Annotated in this window: 6 protein-coding genes; 3 read left to right on the top strand and 3 right to left on the bottom strand. The window is 56.7% G+C overall.

Going from position 1 to position 17,621, the window contains the following annotated elements; translation table 11 throughout:
* Positions 1 to 16: 16 nt before the first annotated feature.
* Positions 17 to 1,264: an Rv3212 family protein gene (locus HBA49_RS08940; protein WP_040431522.1), complete on the top strand. Its 1,248-nt coding sequence runs from the start codon at positions 17 to 19 to the stop codon at positions 1,262 to 1,264.
* 10 nt (positions 1,265 to 1,274) lie between these two features.
* Here the strand turns inward: HBA49_RS08940 and HBA49_RS08945 are convergent, their stop codons facing one another.
* Complete coding sequence (locus HBA49_RS08945; protein WP_005524508.1) at positions 1,275 to 1,721, bottom strand: hypothetical protein; 447 nt, start codon at positions 1,719 to 1,721, stop codon at positions 1,275 to 1,277.
* Positions 1,722 to 2,440: 719 nt separating this feature from the next.
* On the opposite strand from HBA49_RS08945, the gene HBA49_RS08950 reads away from it, so the two are divergent.
* Both HBA49_RS08950 and HBA49_RS13250 read left to right on the top strand, forming a co-directional pair.
* Positions 2,441 to 2,701, top strand: a complete 261-nt coding sequence (locus HBA49_RS08950) for a WhiB family transcriptional regulator (protein ID WP_005520092.1) — start codon at positions 2,441 to 2,443, stop codon at positions 2,699 to 2,701.
* Between the two features lie 149 nt (positions 2,702 to 2,850).
* Positions 2,851 to 2,925, top strand: a complete 75-nt coding sequence (locus HBA49_RS13250; protein WP_370443781.1) for a 50S ribosomal protein bL37 — start codon at positions 2,851 to 2,853, stop codon at positions 2,923 to 2,925.
* 650 nt (positions 2,926 to 3,575) lie between these two features.
* On the opposite strand, the gene HBA49_RS08955 is transcribed toward HBA49_RS13250, so the two are convergent.
* The gene (locus tag HBA49_RS08955) at positions 3,576 to 12,440 is read right to left on the bottom strand and encodes a type I polyketide synthase (RefSeq protein WP_005523951.1); all 8,865 of its coding nucleotides are present in this window, start codon (positions 12,438 to 12,440) and stop codon (positions 3,576 to 3,578) included.
* 222 nt (positions 12,441 to 12,662) lie between these two features.
* On the bottom strand, positions 12,663 to 16,646 hold the full coding sequence (locus HBA49_RS08960; RefSeq protein ID WP_005524168.1) for a hypothetical protein: 3,984 nt from the start codon (positions 16,644 to 16,646) through the stop codon (positions 12,663 to 12,665).
* Positions 16,647 to 17,621: the final 975 nt, after the last annotated feature.

Here is a 17,621-nt window from a genome sequence, read left to right on the forward strand (position 1 = left end):
GCCAAAGGCAAAGGCAGTGGCTACGCCTCTCACCCCTGTTCTGCAGCGTAGCCGCCGCGATTGGATTGCTTGTGGTGTCATCGCCACTGTCGCCATCCTCGGGGTGTTAGGGGTGTTCCTCACCGCACCGATTAGAAATTCCACCCTGACCGTGGCAAACACCGACTACACCGAGGGCGCCCAAATCCCGTTGATCGGCGAAACCTACCATGAAGCGTGGCGGGCTCCTGCCGACAGCATTAATCACGCCCCGTTAGCGCTCAATGGGCTGGTGATTTCTACAAATCAGGGTGATGATAGCACCACAATCCAGGCCCTGGATGCATCCAATGGTGCCGTGGTGTGGACCTATACCAGGGATGTGCCGTTGTGCTCACTCAGTAAAGCCTGGAACACGATAGTGGCGGATTTCCGAACGGGAGTTGGGTGTGGTGATGTCGTGTCTATTAATTCCACTAGTGGCACCTACCACTCCACTCGATCATCACTAGCATCCACGGATGTTGTTCCTATTAGTTCGAATGATCGGGTAGGCATTGTATCCCAGGAACGGGTGGAATTATGGCGCAGCGACCTCGTGCGCACCGTGGAATATGGTGACGTTCCCGCCAAAGCGGAACCCGCACAACAGCCTCACGAGGAATGTGAGATTTCTTCAGCTTTGACCCGCCAAGAACTGTTAGCTGTGGTAGAGGCTTGCCCCGGTGAAGACAACACATACGAATATGTTCGACTGCAAAAAACCACACCAGAAGAATCCCGAAAGCCCGAAATTTCTTCCGATATTGCACTCCCCGGCACCGGAAATGAAATCGTAGCGATTGGCGAAAGCGCGGTGGCGCTGTATTCACCCGAACGCTCCAGCATTATGACTTACAACACCAAGGGGCAAATGACGCATGAACATGCGGTTTCGGAATCCCCATTGGTGCATGATCACAAGGGTGTCTTTGGGGCGCAGGTAGCTGATCTACCACATAATATGACGTGGTTTGATGGTAAACGGCTCTACCTGTTTTTGCCTAGCACGATGACGGTGTCCCAAGAGTTTGACGATGCCATAGGCACGGGGATAGCCCTGTCCGAGCAGCTGATCTATCCTACGGAATCTGGTCTGAATGTAGCGGATTGGGATACTGGAAAAGTTATTCGAAAAATTTCTGTTGACCGGAATGGGTATTCCGGACCGGTATCCTTAGGGTTTACGGGAAATACAATTATCGAAAAACGGGGGAATGAGTTAGTAGGTTTACTGCCTTTCTAGTGGCATTGGCTTAATAGTGTTGGGCTGCCCACGATATTGCTCGTGGGTTAAATAACAGCCCCAAGCCAAGAAGCGCCGACGTGGCAGTAGTTAAAGCCAGCGAATATTGTTGGGCATTAAACATGTACACGGCTGCCACGAGCAGGAATAATTCCAGCATAATGACCGGGCCCCGACCCCAACGCCGCGCGGTAAACATCATCACGGCACCGGCAGCAACCGCACCAAAAATGATGATGAAAAATACAGCGGTACCATAACCTACCCACCGATTCGCATGAGCACTTTCATAGACCAAATTGGGATCGGTCTGGCCGGTAGCCTCGCGCACAATGAGTATGATGGCGAACCCCAGGCCAATAGCTGATTGGATAATGGCAATGATGGCTGCCCACCGCACAACTGCTGGTGGGCGTAGTTTTTCCGCAGTCACGGTATCAGTGTAGCGAGTCTCCACCGGCTTTTCTATTACTTTCGCTTATCGAAAATCCAAGGCTTCAACCGCGCAATCCTCCTATTACCCCCGGAAAATACCCCCGAACATGTTCTTTTTTGGAGTAGGTAGCAAATATTTCAAGCCGAAAGAGACTCTATAACCTTGACGGAACATTAGATTTTCCTCAGGTTGACCCATAGATAAATTTAAGGATTATGTAGACTAAAAACGGATTAAACAGTGTTTATTGGCCCAGTTTCACGCAAAATAGCAAAATAGATATGACCGGTTGCGAGAGTGAGATTTGACGAATCTTTTTTTGACATACTTTGCAACAAAAATACATTTCCGCAGCACAAAACCACTTAGCAGGTTCACTAAAACTAATCCTTGCAACAAAAACATCAATTTACCGCCAGTAACAAGAATATATATTTGTGAACCTTGACACATTTTGGTAAAAAACCCTAGCCTTTTGAAGTAAGACATGACAATATCGTTCGAGGATAAATAAACGGGCTAAGGTTAAAGCTCGTTAAGTTCCGTGTAACCATGATGTTAATAAAAGTCGTCTCACGCCCTATGGCATGAATTTATAGGCAGGATGCAACCTTGGTGCCCAGGGTTCGCCGACTTCTATTCGACAGAACGCGTCTTCACAACCGCGACCATTAGCTTCACGGTGACCACGGAATGGTTCAGCAACTTGTAACGAGATTATTAGATATAAAGGAGTTCCCATGGATTGGCGCCACAAGGCTGTTTGCCGTGATGAAGACCCCGAGCTGTTTTTCCCTGTGGGAAATTCTGGCCCCGCCCTCGCTCAGGTAGCCGCGGCAAAGAAAGTATGTAACCGCTGCCCCGTCACCTCCCAGTGCTTAGCCTGGGCCTTGGAAACCGGCCAGGATGCCGGCGTATGGGGTGGCATGAGCGAAGACGAGCGGCGCGCCTTAAAGCGGCGCAAGAATCGCGGTCGCGGCCGCGCCCGTATCAGCATCTAACCCCCTAACCCCATCGTCATCGTTTTATTCCTCATATTCCTCGACTCAACTTCAGTTAGCGAGCAAAATCCCTGGGATTTCCGCGCAACTACTGCCACCAAGTAAAGTGGACAGCTGTTGAACACTTTCACTTAAAATAAGGAGCACACATGAGCCAGCGTGGCCGTAAGCGCAAAGATCGTCGTAAGAAGAAAGCTAACCACGGGAAACGTCCAAACGCATAAGAAATTCTGAATGCGTAATAACCAATAATAAGGAAGATACCCCCTATTTCATGGTGTCTTCCTTTTTATTGCTTTCAGCTATAACCAAATGCGACAAATGGTAATATAGATATAATTTTATCCTATTTATATGATGGTGTGATGATGCTTGTTCGTTAGCGTTCCAGAACCCGCGGCAAGTTAAAAGCTCCCATACCGATTCGCTTCCAAATAATTCCAAGCAATCAGGAGACCGCAGGTGGGAAGTGGAGCTTTCGAAATCAGCATCGCCGAGACTCTCCTACGATTATCATCATTGGAGCCACACCAGGTGATCCATACTGTGGGCGAAACGGCGAAACTGGCCCCAGGCACAACACCCCAAAGCTCCCCTACCAATCCTTGTCAGCTTATGGCGCCGACTAAGGAATCTATATGGGAGCTTCCGGCCACACCACCTCTCAGGTAAAAGCCACCAAAACGCCGCCAAACAAAGCACCCGGCAGTAAGTAGTCGCCGACCACCATGAGACCCAACCACGCCCTGCCACTCTGCCACTCAGCCCACACACCTAAGCACCATAGCAAGGCACAAGCTCCCATCCCGAACAACCCGGGATGGGAGCTTTCAGCTGTCAAGCACCGCAAATACCTGCAGCACCCACATGCTCATTAGTCGGCTGCTGGCGGGAAGAACCCATCCTCACCCAACCGAATGTTGTCATCCAGGATAACCTGGATTTCGGCAGCCTCAGTGCGCTGCTTCGGCAGGCGGCGATCCTGCGGCTGCACGTACAATTCGCCACGGTTCAACATGCCGGTTTCAAAGGCACGCTGCCCATCACGCAGCCGCTTCGTGGCCCGCTCCCGCCATTCTTCACCAGCAACCTTGGCGAATACACCTGGGTGAGCCAACACCACCACGGCTGCAACGTGGCCGAAGCCCAACGACGTCAGGACGCCAGCCTTCACCTCGCCGATCTCCAACGGTTTCCGCAGCCACACCAGGGACTTCGCCTTTGGTTCAATGGCTTTGTCCACGCAGTCCAGGGAAGCATTCTGCGGCAACTTACCGTTCTTGAACACATCAATCAGGCCGCCAATCTGGAAGAGTGCGGCACCACCTTTAGCGTGACCTGTCAAGGACTTCTGGGAGATGACGAACATCGGGTTCGTGACATCCCGACCCAAGTGCTGCCACAGCACGGTGTGCAGCTGGGATTCATTGGGATCGTTCGCATTGGTGGAGGTATCGTGCTTGCTCACCACCCGAACATCATCTGGGGTGAGACCCAGGGACCGCAGCGACTTGACCAACCGGGAATCCTTACCGCCACGGCCGGCACCCAAGGCACCCAGGCCCGGAGCCGGGATAGAGGTGTGAGCACCGTCGGCATAGGACTGGGCGTGCGCCACCACGGCATACACCGGCAGGCCGAGTTCCTTGGCCACGCTGCCGCGCGCCAGGATCACCGTGCCGCCGCCTTCTGCCTCCAGGAAGCCGCCACGCCGCTGATCGTTGGCCCGGGAGATGAACCGGGAGTCAATGCCCTTGGCGTGCATGGCCGCGGTCTCCGCGGTGGCATTCATGTCACCGAAGCCGGTCAGGGATTCAACCTGCACGTCATCAATGCCACCAGCAATCACCACATCGGACTTGCCCAGGCGAATCTTGTCCACGCCCTCTTCCACGGAAACCGCGGCGGTAGCACAAGCGGCAACCGGGTGGATCATTTGACCATAGCCACCCACATAGGACTGCATCACGTGAGCCGCAACCACATTGGGCAGGGCCTCTTGCAGAATATCGCTGGGGCGGGCCTCGCCCAGGAAGCGGGTGACAAACACCTTGTGCAGGCTTTCCATGCCACCAATACCGGTGCCTTGGGTAGAGGACACATCACCCGGATGCACGGCTTGCAGCAATTCGGCGGGGCTGAAGCCGGCGGTCAGGAAGGCATCGACGGCGGTCACCAGGTTCCACACGGCAATGCGGTCAAGACCATCGAGCATTGCCGGCGGAATCCCCCACCGAGCCGGGTCGAAACCATCCGGCATCTGGCCGGCAACCGTACGGGTCAGGGTGGCCTTGCGCGGCACCCGGGCAATGGCACCCTTCAGCTTGCGGACCACCCATTCACCATCTTCATTGCGGTAAATGCGGGTGCCTTCTTCATCAGCCGCCACATAGTCGCGGGCCTCTGCCTCGGAGTCCACCACGAATTCGATCTCCCGATCCAGGAAGACCGTGGCAACATCGATAGAGCCCTGACCGGTGAGGAAGTACTTATCGGTGAGTTCCCGAATGCCGGCACGGGCAATCACTTCGTCACGGAAGCGATCGTAAATGTCTTCCTCGGCAACAGCCTGGTTGTCGGCATCATACCAGGCGGGGGCTGGGTCTTCCTTCCAGGTGAGCAGGCCCATCATCCAGGCGAGTTCGAGCACACCTGCGGCAGTCAAGTCGACGGAACCATCGCGGTTGATACCAAATTCGGCTTCGTAGCGGGTGCGCCCAGAGCCCCAGGAGCTGACTTCGCCCACACCAACGATGACCACCATGTCGTCCAGGTCCTGGGTGATGTCATTGGTGTCGATGGCTGCCGGCTGCTCGTGCCAGACGGGGGTGGGCAGGGCCTTGATGGTCGCTGGCTTGTCTTCTTCATCCGTCGATTCGCTGGCGCGTTCGAGACGTGCGGCCAGCTCTGGCAGCGAGATCTTGGCGTCGGCAAGCCCGCCGGTGAAGTCCGCATCCAGCGGCGCAACCTTAGCGTGGATGCGCGATTGGCGGGTAACCAGGGTCAGCAACTCATCCGCAATTTCGTTCGGATGGTAGACGTGGATGCCCTCGGCTTCGGCAATGGGCACCAAGGCGTCATTGCCACCCATGAGGTTGGTACCGGCGACCCACCCAATGTGGGCGTGCGCCAGGGTGACCTTTTCCGGCCAACCCTTCTCCACCTTCCACTTGTTGACCACGGCGTCGAGCGCGGCCTTCACTTCACCGTACGCACCATCGCCACCAAAGGTACCGCGGTTGGGCGAACCCGGCAGCACCACATGTACAGTGCTGTCTTCCTGCAGCGCAGCGGCACCGGCGATGAGGCGTTGCAGGCTCCAGAGCAGCAGCCGGGTTTGGTTTTCTTGCGCGGGACCGGCATCGGTCAACAGACCATACACCTTGGGTGCCGCGAAGGGGAAGAGCAGCGTGGGGATCAACGCCGGCTTGGTCACCTGGGTGGTGCCGCCCACCGAAGCTTTTTGTTCGGTTCCGGCCCACGCAACCAAGGCGTCCGTGTCCCGGAAGCTGGACAGGTTAGCGGGCACTAGCCACAGGCTGGCGCTCACCGATGCGTGCTTGGCAAACATGATGCGGGCGAATTCTTTCCGTGCCTGATCGACCCGCGAAGCGGTCATGATAACGGTCGCCCCGCCTGCCAGCAGCTTTTCGACGATCGAACTGGCGATCGAATCCGGGGATGCGCCGGTCACAATGGCCACATCATTCCGATATGGTTCCTCGGCCTCACCTGCAGCCTCGGCGGCAATCCGCTCCAGCACTTCGGCCTGTTCCGGTTGCCGCTCGGCCCACCACCGGGCCTGGCCGGCAATCACGTCACCCAAACCAGCGAAACGGCCTGGCTCAGCGGTGATCTCACCCAAGGCTACCCGGGCCAGTTCTTCACGAGCGATGGCCCACCGGTCGTTAAACAGGACAGCCCGACGCTCATCGAAAACGGGCTGCACATCCTGCAACCAGCCGGTACCCAGTTCGGCATCCAGGGCGACGAACACATCGTCATCATCGAGGTTCTGCACCTCGGGGTCAGGGAGGTGACCCAACTCCGCCAGAATGGTGCGGGCGTTTTCGGCCAGGATTCCGTGGTAGCCGATGATCTTTTCGGCGAACTCATCCAAGGCTGCGGAGTCCACCGCCACTCCGGCGCCACCGCCGGCAGAACCGAGGGACACGCTCACACCTTCCCGGCGTGCGACCGCCTGAATGGCTTCGTCGATGAGGGCATCAGCCTCGGACTTATTCGCAACCTTGTTCGGCAATTCACCGAGGGCACCACCGCGGACGGATTCGCCTTCGCGGGTGCCCAAAAGCACTTCCGCTTCAACCCAGGGGACCCAGCTTTGGGGCAGAGCCCAGGGACCGGTAACGCGTTCACCGACGTAGGATGGTTTGACCCCGGCAGAGCCAAAGAGTTGCCGCAGGGTAGCGGTGAGGGCATCGGTGAGTACCGGACCATAGGGCTTGTAGGTGGGGGCTGCGATGTTGACGCGCTGGTGCAGCACGGTGATTTCGGCGTCGGCGGCACCATCGATGGCGGCCACCCCCAGCTCGGCGGACAGGTCCATGAGCAGCTGGTTGCGGCGGGAGGAGACGCCACCGGTGAGGATTTCGGTGGTGTCGCTGCCGGCGATTTGGTCGACGCGGATCTTGTTTTGGAAGGCGAACAGCACGTTGATGGCGTCGGCGGCGGTGAAGTTGAGTTCCGGTGCCGGACCGGCGGCTGCCGCCGGGGCGGCAGGCGCAGTGGTTGGTGCCGCAGCCGGGGCATCAGTAGCGGGTGCCACTGGGGCTGCCGGGGCAGCCGGTGCAGTTTCTTCGGCTGCGGGTTCTTCTTCGGGTTCCTCGAAGACCGGCGGCTGGGCGACGTCGTTCAGCATGACCACATCTTGGTCACGTTCCACGTTGAACACTGGCACGTGTACGCCCAGAACATCCATGCTGCGTAGTGCCAGGTTGGTCAGGGTTGGGGATGCCGCGAGGCCGATTTCGACGATTTCATCGACGTTATTGATGAGCAGTTCCTGGGTTTCGATCCATCGCACCGGGGATGCGAACTGCCAACTGAGGAGTTCGATCATGAGGGTGCGAACCAGGCTGTTTTCGTCGGCGTTGTCCAGATCCCATTTGGCCAATCGGGTGGAGGGGACGACCGCCAGGATGGCGTCGATGAAGTCCTGCGTGAGTTCGAATGGGCGTGCGACCAGGTTGGGAACGTATTTGCCCACCAAAGCGTCCTTGTCGATCTCTTGTGGCAAGAGTTCGTCGAGTTTTTCGGCAAATGCCGGCACACCGGGCCGCAGCACTGCGGAGTGGAATGGCACGTCAATGCCGGGGATCATGACAAAGGCCTTGGGGTGGTTGGTGGCGTCTTTGAGTGCCGCCAACCCGGCGAGGGTACCGGCAACAGCATACTGTTGACCTGCGATGTTGTAGTTCACGATCTCCAGGTATTCGCCGGATTCTTCGGCGACGCGTTGCACGTAGTCGTTGACGTCTTCGGCTGCAACACCGATCATGTTGGGCCGCAGGGCGCCCAAACCGTAGTTGGAGCGGCCTTGTTCATCGCGGGGCACCAGGGAGTGCATTGCAGAGCCGCGGGAGTACACAATGTCAATGACGGCTTCGAGATCGAAAATGTTTGCGAGAGATGCCAGGGCGGTGTATTCGCCCAGGGAGTGGCCCGCATACATGTTTTGTGACGACAGGGCGCCGGCCACCCGGAGGCGTTCAGTCTGCCCGTAGGCAACAACAGCCAGGGCCACCTGGGTAAATTGCGTGAGGTTGAGCACACCCTTGGGGTGCCGGAATGTGGTGTCCCCCACCACCAGTTTGGTGGGATTGTTGTCGATCACATCAATGATAGAGAAGCCCAGGGACTTCCGGGTGTGCTTGTCGGCGCGCTCCCAGGCCTCGCGGGCGGCGGGGCAGGCCTGCCGATCGCCTTGCCCCATACCTTTGGCCTGGATGCCTTGGCCAGGGTAGACGTAAGCGATAACGGGTTCGGCAAGAATGGCCTGGCCACGGGAAACCACTTCCCCACCGATACGGCAGGTGATTTCCAATGCGGGCTGCAGCCCGATGCGTCCGACCCGTTCAACGGTGATTTCGACCTCATCGTTGAGCTGCACCATGCCGTACATGGAGTAGGTCCAGCTTTGGACTGCGCCGTGGCGACCAGCAACTTGTTGTGCGGTGGCGGACAGCCACATACCGTGCACGAGTGGCGCGGGCAGGCCCACGAGCTGGGAGGCGTTGTAGGAGGTGTGGATGGGGTTGTAGTCACCGGTGACAGTAGCGAATGGGGTCATGTCGGCGGGCGCGGTGACTACGGCACGGTCGACGAAGGACCGGGGAGTGTCGACGATTTCCCCGGTGACGCCACCATAGGCAGGGGCCGGCACGGGGGTGTTGGTGCCGGATTGGCGGCCGCGAATGGCGAAACGTTCCATCATGGTGGCTACTTGTTCGCCGTCCGAATACAGTTCCAGTTCCACCGTGACGATGCGCCCAGAGGCGGATTCGGCGATGGATGCGCAGCGGCTTGTGACGTCGATACGGCGGCCATCGGCAAGCTCGGCAAGGTCTGCCTTCAAATCGATCACATGGTCGAGGTGGACGGCATTGAGCAAACCTTCGATAACTGGGTATCCATCAGCTAGTTTTCCGGTACCTAGGGCGGTGTAGATTGCGGGCCAGCAGGGGCCAACAAGCACATCCGGAGTAATTTCGGCAGGGTTGCCGCCGGCCACTCCGGCATGGGTGCGGGGCAGTTTGGCCGGCAGGTGGAAGCTGTCGTGGACGTCACCGCGGTTGTCAACCTCGGGCAGGCCGGTGATGGTGTCACCAGCTGCGGAGACGGAGCCCACGCCGGCAACGCCTGCGAGCAGGGCGAATACCGCATCGGGGAGACGGTCGTGGGACACGACCGGGCTGGCCCCGGTAGCAACAGATTCCGGCAACTCCAGCGGAATATCAACATGTTTGACATGGTAGGGGCGGCTGTCCTCAGGGAGGTGCTCCCAGGTGGAGTCGGCGTTGATGCGCAGAATGAACTGGTTGTCGTCTTCTTCGATGAGGTCGAAGGCAGTTTCCGGCAGGTGGTAGGCCGGGTTATCGATCAGGTGACCATGCCAGGAAATGGTGCGGGACTTCAAGATGGTCTCCGCCGGAGTGTCGGCAAGCCGGGAGAAGGCCGGTTCGACTTCGCCGGTTTCGGTGGCGATTTTGTCTACGCAGGCGGCTTCAAAACGACCCAATAGGTCGGCGACAGGCTCGTCTACCTGGGTAATGCCGCCGACGGAGATGGGGCCAGGAATGACCCGCACTGCGCGTGCCGGGTAACGGTCATCATGGGCTTGCCACAGGGAGTCCAGGCCAAACCACCGTTTGAGGTCGCCGTCGATGATGGGCACCCAGGGCATGGGTTTGTGGTGTTTACGGTTGAGCGTGATGAACCAGGCGGCGTCGCTGGGTTGCACGGTGATGTCGCGGGCCTGTGGGTATGCGGCCAGGAGCTTGTCGACGGCCGCAGGTGCGTCCGCGATGTCGGCAATCTCGGGGAAGAGTGTTTCCACTTCCCCATGGTCCACGGGGTTGAGTCGGGCCTCAACGCGGTGCAGCAGGTCGAAGAATCGGTCATCCCAGGTGGGGTCAGTGAAAGGATACGCCAATTCGACAAAGCGTTCGACCCATTGGGCGTAGGTCATCAGTTCGACGTCGCCGAAGTAGGGCTTCGCGGTCTTGTTGATTGCCTCGATGATTTCCGAAGCGTGATCCGCGTAGGTATCGGGATCAAGTGAGGTAATGAGTCGGGAGGCCCGGGCGAAATCATTGTCGATCTCGTACAGGTCGGCAAGCAGGTGTGATTGCCCCGAGGTCATGCCACCATCAGACTTGAGGCGGCCCACCCAGCCCTCGTTAATGCCAGGGGTGTTGACGAGGGCTTGTTTCACCTCGTCGGTGGTTTTGGCTTCCTTGGTGGCCATGGCTGCGGTTCCGACGAGGATGCCGTCGATAGGCATGCGTTTGCGGCCGTGTTTCAGTGACCAGTCGCCGGAAATATATTGTGCAGCCTTGTCGGGAGTACCAATGCCGCCGCCGGCGACGATGACCACGTTGGGGCGTTGCCGCAGCTCTTTGTAGGTGGCGAGCAGCAGATCGTCCAGGTCGACCCAGGAATGGTGACCGCCAGCGTGCCCATCTTCAATTTGTACGATGATGTCGGTTTCGGGGTTGGCGTCGGCGATTTCCAAAACGCTGCGGATTTGAGCGACGGTGCCCGGTTTGAAGGCGATGTAGGGGTATCCGTCAGCGTGCAGGTCGGCGATGAGCTGGTTGGCTTCCTCCAGTTCGGGGATGCCGGCGGAAATGGTGACGCCGTTGATGGCAGAACCTGCGGCACGAGCCTTGGAAACGATACGCTGTTGACCAAATTGGAGGTTCCACATGTACCGGTCGAAGAACATGGAGTTGAATTGGGCGCTACGGCCGGGCTCCAATTGGGCTTGGAGATTGTCGTTATTGAAGTTGAAGACTTCCTCCGAATACTGGCCGCCGCCTGCCATTTCCGCCCAGTGGCCGGCGTTAGCTGCGGCAGCAACAATATCGGCGTCCACGGTGGTGGGGGTCATACCGGCCAGGATGATGGGCGACAAGCCGGTAAGCCGGCTGAAGGCGGTTTGAACCTTGCGCTCCCCGGTGGGGAGCTCGATGACGCGCGGCGCGAAATCATCAAAGTTGATGAGCTTGGGCAGTTCAGTGCCGGGGGTGGCGAGATCGTCACGCTTAGCCGGGGTGGAGCCATCGAGGATGATGGCGTCAGTTTGTTCGCAGGTGATCTGGCCTAGCGCCTTGTCGAGGGTGAGCAGGTAGTCGTGCTCGCCAACTTTCCACTCATATGGGTCAACGAGAATGTAGTCGCCGAGCCGTTGAGCATCCACCGCATTAAGGCCACATTTCTCCGACCATTCGACCGCCTGTGCGACAGCCTCACGGTTGTGTTCATGGTGGAATGCGGCTTTCACTCCCAGGTCGGCGAAGGTGACATCCACATGTTCCCCGCCGCGCTCGTGGGTGTCAATGGTGGCATTATACTTATCGACGGCTGCCGTCACCGCACGCTTGACTGCCGCCAATTCGGCGCTGTCCCCGGAATAGACTGCCCGAATGGGGCTGTTGATCACGCCGGGAGCGATGGGCAGCAATTCTACTGGCACGCCTTGAACGGACATCATCCTGCCAAAGGTGGCTTGGGATGCGGCTGCACCAAGGAGGAAAGCAAAGGCCACATAGTTGACGAGTTTCTCGTCATCGACCCAATTGTCACCAGGTAGTTCGGTGAGGCATTCTACCCCCAGAATGCCCTGGGAGTGGCCGTACGCGGTGTATTTTTCTGGGGTGAAACCCAGTTGACCGAGTTGGGTAACGGCAGCGATTTCCCCCAGCAGAATCCCCGGAACCGATACCGCCGGTTCGGCATCAATTTCTTCCGGCTTGATATCATCTGCAGATTCTGCGGCAATGATCTGGCGTAGCCGGGTCAGGCCACCTGGCACAATCTGGGATACTTCCCGCACAACGGGAGCAATCTTGAGCTGAGCAGCATCAATGAGGTTTTCCAATTGGGTGCGGATGTATGAGTCCGTTCCAAATGCTGCCAGGTTCTTTTGCCATGCCGAAGCTTGACCTCCGAGAAGCACACCAACATTAGTGATTGCATGCAAGGGGGAAAGGTTCATTCCACGTTCCTTCACTTAGGTTTTCGATTGGGTTGCCAAAAATAACAGCAATACCTTTACGGAAGCGTAGGTTACTTCCCCGTAGGTTTCAATGTGAAAAAAATCACTCAAAACAATCTGCGCACTGCAAACCCCTGTTTGCCCCGTTACTAGTTCTCACACACCGTCACTCGAACCAGGCGTGCACCATGCCACCCGGTCGAATACTTGTGCGCAACCTAGCTATTTGATGTAATCATGCCAGGCCGCAGCGAAAAGTCGATCCATAGACCATAACGGTGGGCATTTCGTGAGAATTGGCCCCATGTCCTCCCACACCAAATATCGAACAGCCTTGCTAGCCTCTATTCCGTCCTGCCAAGCACCCGGCAGGAACCGGCCACGTCCAGCGCCAGGATGCTCACCCCGCACCAGGAGCCCCTGCGCTACAAGTGGCGCAGCGGCCTTATCAAGCTGCGATTTTCGCCACCCATTCCAGGCACGAACGTGAGCATCGGTGGGATCGGCCAATGCCAAGACCTGCAGAAAATACCTGGCGCTATCCGCGGAAACCGCAAATCGGTTCGCCACCTCCGCCACAATCTCCGGGACGGACACCAATGGGTCATGAGGATCCCCCGCTGGCCCACCGGTGCGCCCCAAATCCATCAGCAACTCATTAAGATGTCCCTCTAACAGCACCCGAATGGGCATGGTATTCCGGGTAAAATAATCAAGTTTCCGATAATCAGCCGCCCCCACAATATCGATTGTTCCGACCTCCCACTCCCCAGCAGCCAATTGCTGCTGCCCATGAGTTTTCAGGTTCTGTAATTTCTCCCGAAACACTCCGCGTGCGGGATCGTCGAGACTCGTGTTGCCGATAAGGTGGAGCAACGTCGCCAGATAATCACCAGCGGAATATTCATCCAAACCAATCGGCACCCCTGTGGTCTCGGATAAGGCAACGTTAGTGAGCCAGGAAAGATCGTCGAATTGGGGCATTGCCTGCTGAAACTGGCCAGCGGTGATATGCATGATGGGCTTGCCGGTGTTCGCATTCAGTTGTGCTGCCATGGCAGCGATGTCTAGCCCGGTCTCGGAAAAATCTGCATTCACCCCAGCGCCGAGCACGCAATCAATCCGTGTCAAGCCCCGCAATTGGACAATGGCAACATGCATATCCGGCTGACTCAACCCGTACCGGTTTCGCACTGCCGGCGCAGGCACGCCTTCGCCGGGACTCACCACAAGGCCGCCCAACATATACGTGCACGTTTCCGGGGTGAGAATGGTGTGGGCCGCGAGCTGCGCCGACCGATCCGGCCGATCCGGGTGCCGAGACCACGCCAGAATCACCCCCAGATAATAGATGAATTCCGAACGGGTAAGCGAAAGATCCGGAAAGCGGGAATCGACCGAATCAGGCCGATATACCAAAACCCGGTTACGGTTGTACCGCCAATGTCGGTCACCATCATAGTGACCGGTATGCGCATCTCGGCTCTGCCACCCGGAACCAAATATTCCTAATTCTGTAGCCCATAGCAGGAAACGGCACACCTCTGCAACAACGTCGGGATCCAGATGCCGGCCAGCCAATCCTGCCACAAGCGTCTTCTCCCGGCCAATATAGTCCAACCAGCGGAATGTCATTGTAGCGGCCGGCATCGGATCCGAATCAAGGCGGCTGAGCACCTCCCAAAGCTTGGTGGCCTCATGGTATGGATTGACGCTTCGGGAGCCCCGACCGGTGCGGCCGGTCACTGTAAACAACAGTGATAATGCCGCCTCACTCATATTATTCGTTTCGGAATAATCGGCCGCACCAAACCAACCATGGAGCTGCCGCACCTTAGAAACCAAAGATAATAGCGATTCCGCAATCACCGAATTGGAGCCGAATAGTTTTTCGATCGTTGCCAGTTCCGGGTTTTCCCATAGCTCTTCAGCCTGCTCCGTGGTAACGGCCCGCAGCGCGGTGCTCATGCTAAGATCCCGGGGTCGGAGCTGGTTTAATGCCCCCACCGGAACCTCGCCGATACCATCAGCAACCTGAGCGATGGAAAGCCCTGAATCAACATCGATAAGCATCCGATCCCGACTCAAAAGCCATGTCCCACCGCCAGGACGGTTCAGTGCCGCGCACAGGGGAACTGGTGCCCGGAAACTACCCAATGGTGTGACCAATCGATAATCACCGGTGCCGCCACGAGGCCCAAAAGACAATGCGATATGCGCGCCATTACTTACTCCACAAGGGCCATCCGCCGTGGTGGGGTGGGCCGAAACCACGAGTGAATCCGACATAAGAAACTCATGATCGGCGGGAATTCTAGTGCGCCGCAGCCCAGTAATCTTTATGCCAGGCACACTGGTGCCACGTTTAAGTGGTGAAAAATAATCCATGTCGACAATCTCCCCAGTTTCCCACACCATTGCAACGTCGTCGACAAGCACATAATGCGGCCCGGTGCCTACAACCTTGCCGTTGCATTCCTGCGACCCCCAGGGGGCAAGCAACTCACCGTCATTGCGGGTGCGGGCCCCCAATAGTCGACAATGGCGGGCACCATGAGCATCGTCATAACGCACCGCGATCCGCTCCCCCACCAACCAAGCCGAATCGAGGGTGCGACAATCTTTGGGCAACCGGCCACGTGCCACAATGGCATCACCGTCAATCATCTCAATGCTTTGCCCACTCCGTACCGCAACTGCAGGGTAGGCATCATAAAGCTCAAAGCTCTTATGGCTTTTGCAAACCTGCTCAAGCATTGGCCAGGCCAATTCGCTCATAACCCCACGACTAATACGTAACTGCAACTCTGCTACTGGATCAAAGTCTCGAAGCTGCGCCACTGCTTTGGAATTCATCGACACAAACCTCTTATCGAACACATATGCCAACTGCTGAGTCTGGAAAATATCCCACTCCGGCCCGGAGCCAGCAAGTTGCTGCTTTGTCTTCACCAAGCGGTTCAACACAAGACTCACCAACCGCCGAGCGGGCTTCGATGCCGCAAACGCATCAAAATTGTTCGCAATAGTTCTAATATTCAGGTTTGCGACAAGCCACCCACGCAGCCGCTTATGGGAGCAAATCCCCGCCAAGTCACACCGATTCGAGTCGCTCGCCCAGTCCTGCCAGCGCAGTTCCTCACTAAAATCGCCATTCCACTCAATACCGCTTGCACACAATGCGTCCACAAGGTCGATGGGAAAAACCGAAAAACGGGGCACAAGCGACAAGCCCGACAACGACATGCTCCGCACCGCATCGACCAATCTGCGATCAGATGGTAACACTTCTCTGTATCCCAGACCTTCCAGCCAATCAACCAAATCCGCCGCTAGAGTCGGGATAGCGTCACAATCATGGAGCAACGATAAAAATTCCGCCGCCGTAAGATGCGCCGGCCGGGACTTGCGCAAAACCGCCCGACAATCAGGGTTTTTCGATGTCAGCGTCCGCAACGACTCGTGAGCCTCCTGAAAAAAGCCCGCCTCCGACCTGCGGAAACCTGACGATCCCAGAATCGCCTCAAGAAAGTACTGATGCTTATCCTCAGGGATGTCCTGCAGCACCCCCGCATACGCTCCCACCCCGGCGCGCATCACCGCAACCAGCACCTGCACGGAAGACTGCGAATCAGCACGCACCTGATCGCGCAGTTCCCGCACGCCCACAACACCCAGATTGAAAAACTCGACAAAAGTAGCCGCCCGCTGCGACGTATCAATGGGAAGATCGTAATCTCGTTCAACCTGCCGTGCCTTGGCGTAATAGTGCCTGGCATAAGTGTTTTTCTCCACCTTGGCGAAAATACGTGCTAGTTCGTCAAAAATCGGTGGAATCACCCGCGGCGCAGCCTCAAACAGCACATCGTCCAGCGCATCGAATCTGGTCCGCACAGCGGAAGCATCGGTGCCAGCAACGCGCCTAGCCCATTCCATCGTAGGAATCAGGTCCAGGACATACTGTGCACCTTGAGGATCTGCCGCGAGCGCTGCCGCCGGGAAACCGGTTGAGGCAGGCGGCGCATAGCCAACCTTTTGTTTTCTCGTTGGTGATAATCCGGCCGTCTTCATGGCAATGGTTTCCGCTTTTACCAGCGCATTAGGCACAAGTTCCACGACCACATTCCCTGTTGGCCCTATAAATTCCATGGCATTGAGTGGGGTAGTTTTCTTCGGCCGACCTTGACCGATAACAGCAATATTCACGGATCTTCCTTGCGATGAAGTATTCCGCATCCCAGTATGACAACATTGGGGCGGAGCGAGAGTGATGCGAAATGGACTAACGTTAACCCTTTATACTCAGATCTGGTCACGTTGAACAGGCTTATTGGTGAGGGGGTATTTTCAGATGCATTTTCCTCCTATTGGGTCCTCGTCGTAGTTGTAACTGTATTGTGATGCATCATGCCATGGTTTTACCGCGAGTATAGCGAGGTTGTAAGACATAACCACCCCCATAATTCGAACTTAGTTTCGAATTGCTGACTAGTCTCATGTGGAGCTTCATATAAGGTTTCGAAAACGGTTGAACTAGCCCAAGTCAAGGCTGAGACTGACATGATCAAAGCGGAGCACATTGCTTGCCGCAGGCTAATCCTAAGCAAAAGCTCCTCTTCTGTAATCGCTAGTAATATGCCCCACCATGCTGATATGAAAGGAGAGCTTTTGGCTTCGCCTCACCATCGAATCTCGTCTCAAATCGGCTGCAATCCGGCACCTACCGATCACGCTGACGCCGAACTGGCACCAATCAGGACCACAATGAATGCTTGAACAACACGCACTCATCGTCTGATTGGTTCACGGGAGCTCTGACATAATGTCAAAGCTCCACTTTCCAATAGACTATTGGGAAATCATGAATCCTTCATTGGAAAGTGGAGCTTTGAAACATTTTCCTTGCGATGCACCATAAGCCCCACCGCAAATAATGTGAGTCATATCACCGCTAAAACACCGCAAACCACCATAAAGCTGCCACATGAGTATCTGCGCTGCGCGAGTTTCACCGTATTCACCAGGTTCTGATGTGCTAATAGTCTTCCCTGGACCCCTGCTATAGCTCCCACATCGCTTTTCTTATCATGAGAATAGTTTTTAACCCCACCAGTCATGCTTGTGACTAGTGGGGCATCAACAATAGTCTGCTATTGATGTAGCAGATTGGCATTAAACCAA

The sequence above is a fragment of the Corynebacterium matruchotii genome (assembly GCF_011612265.2).
Lineage (GTDB): Bacteria > Actinomycetota > Actinomycetes > Mycobacteriales > Mycobacteriaceae > Corynebacterium > Corynebacterium matruchotii.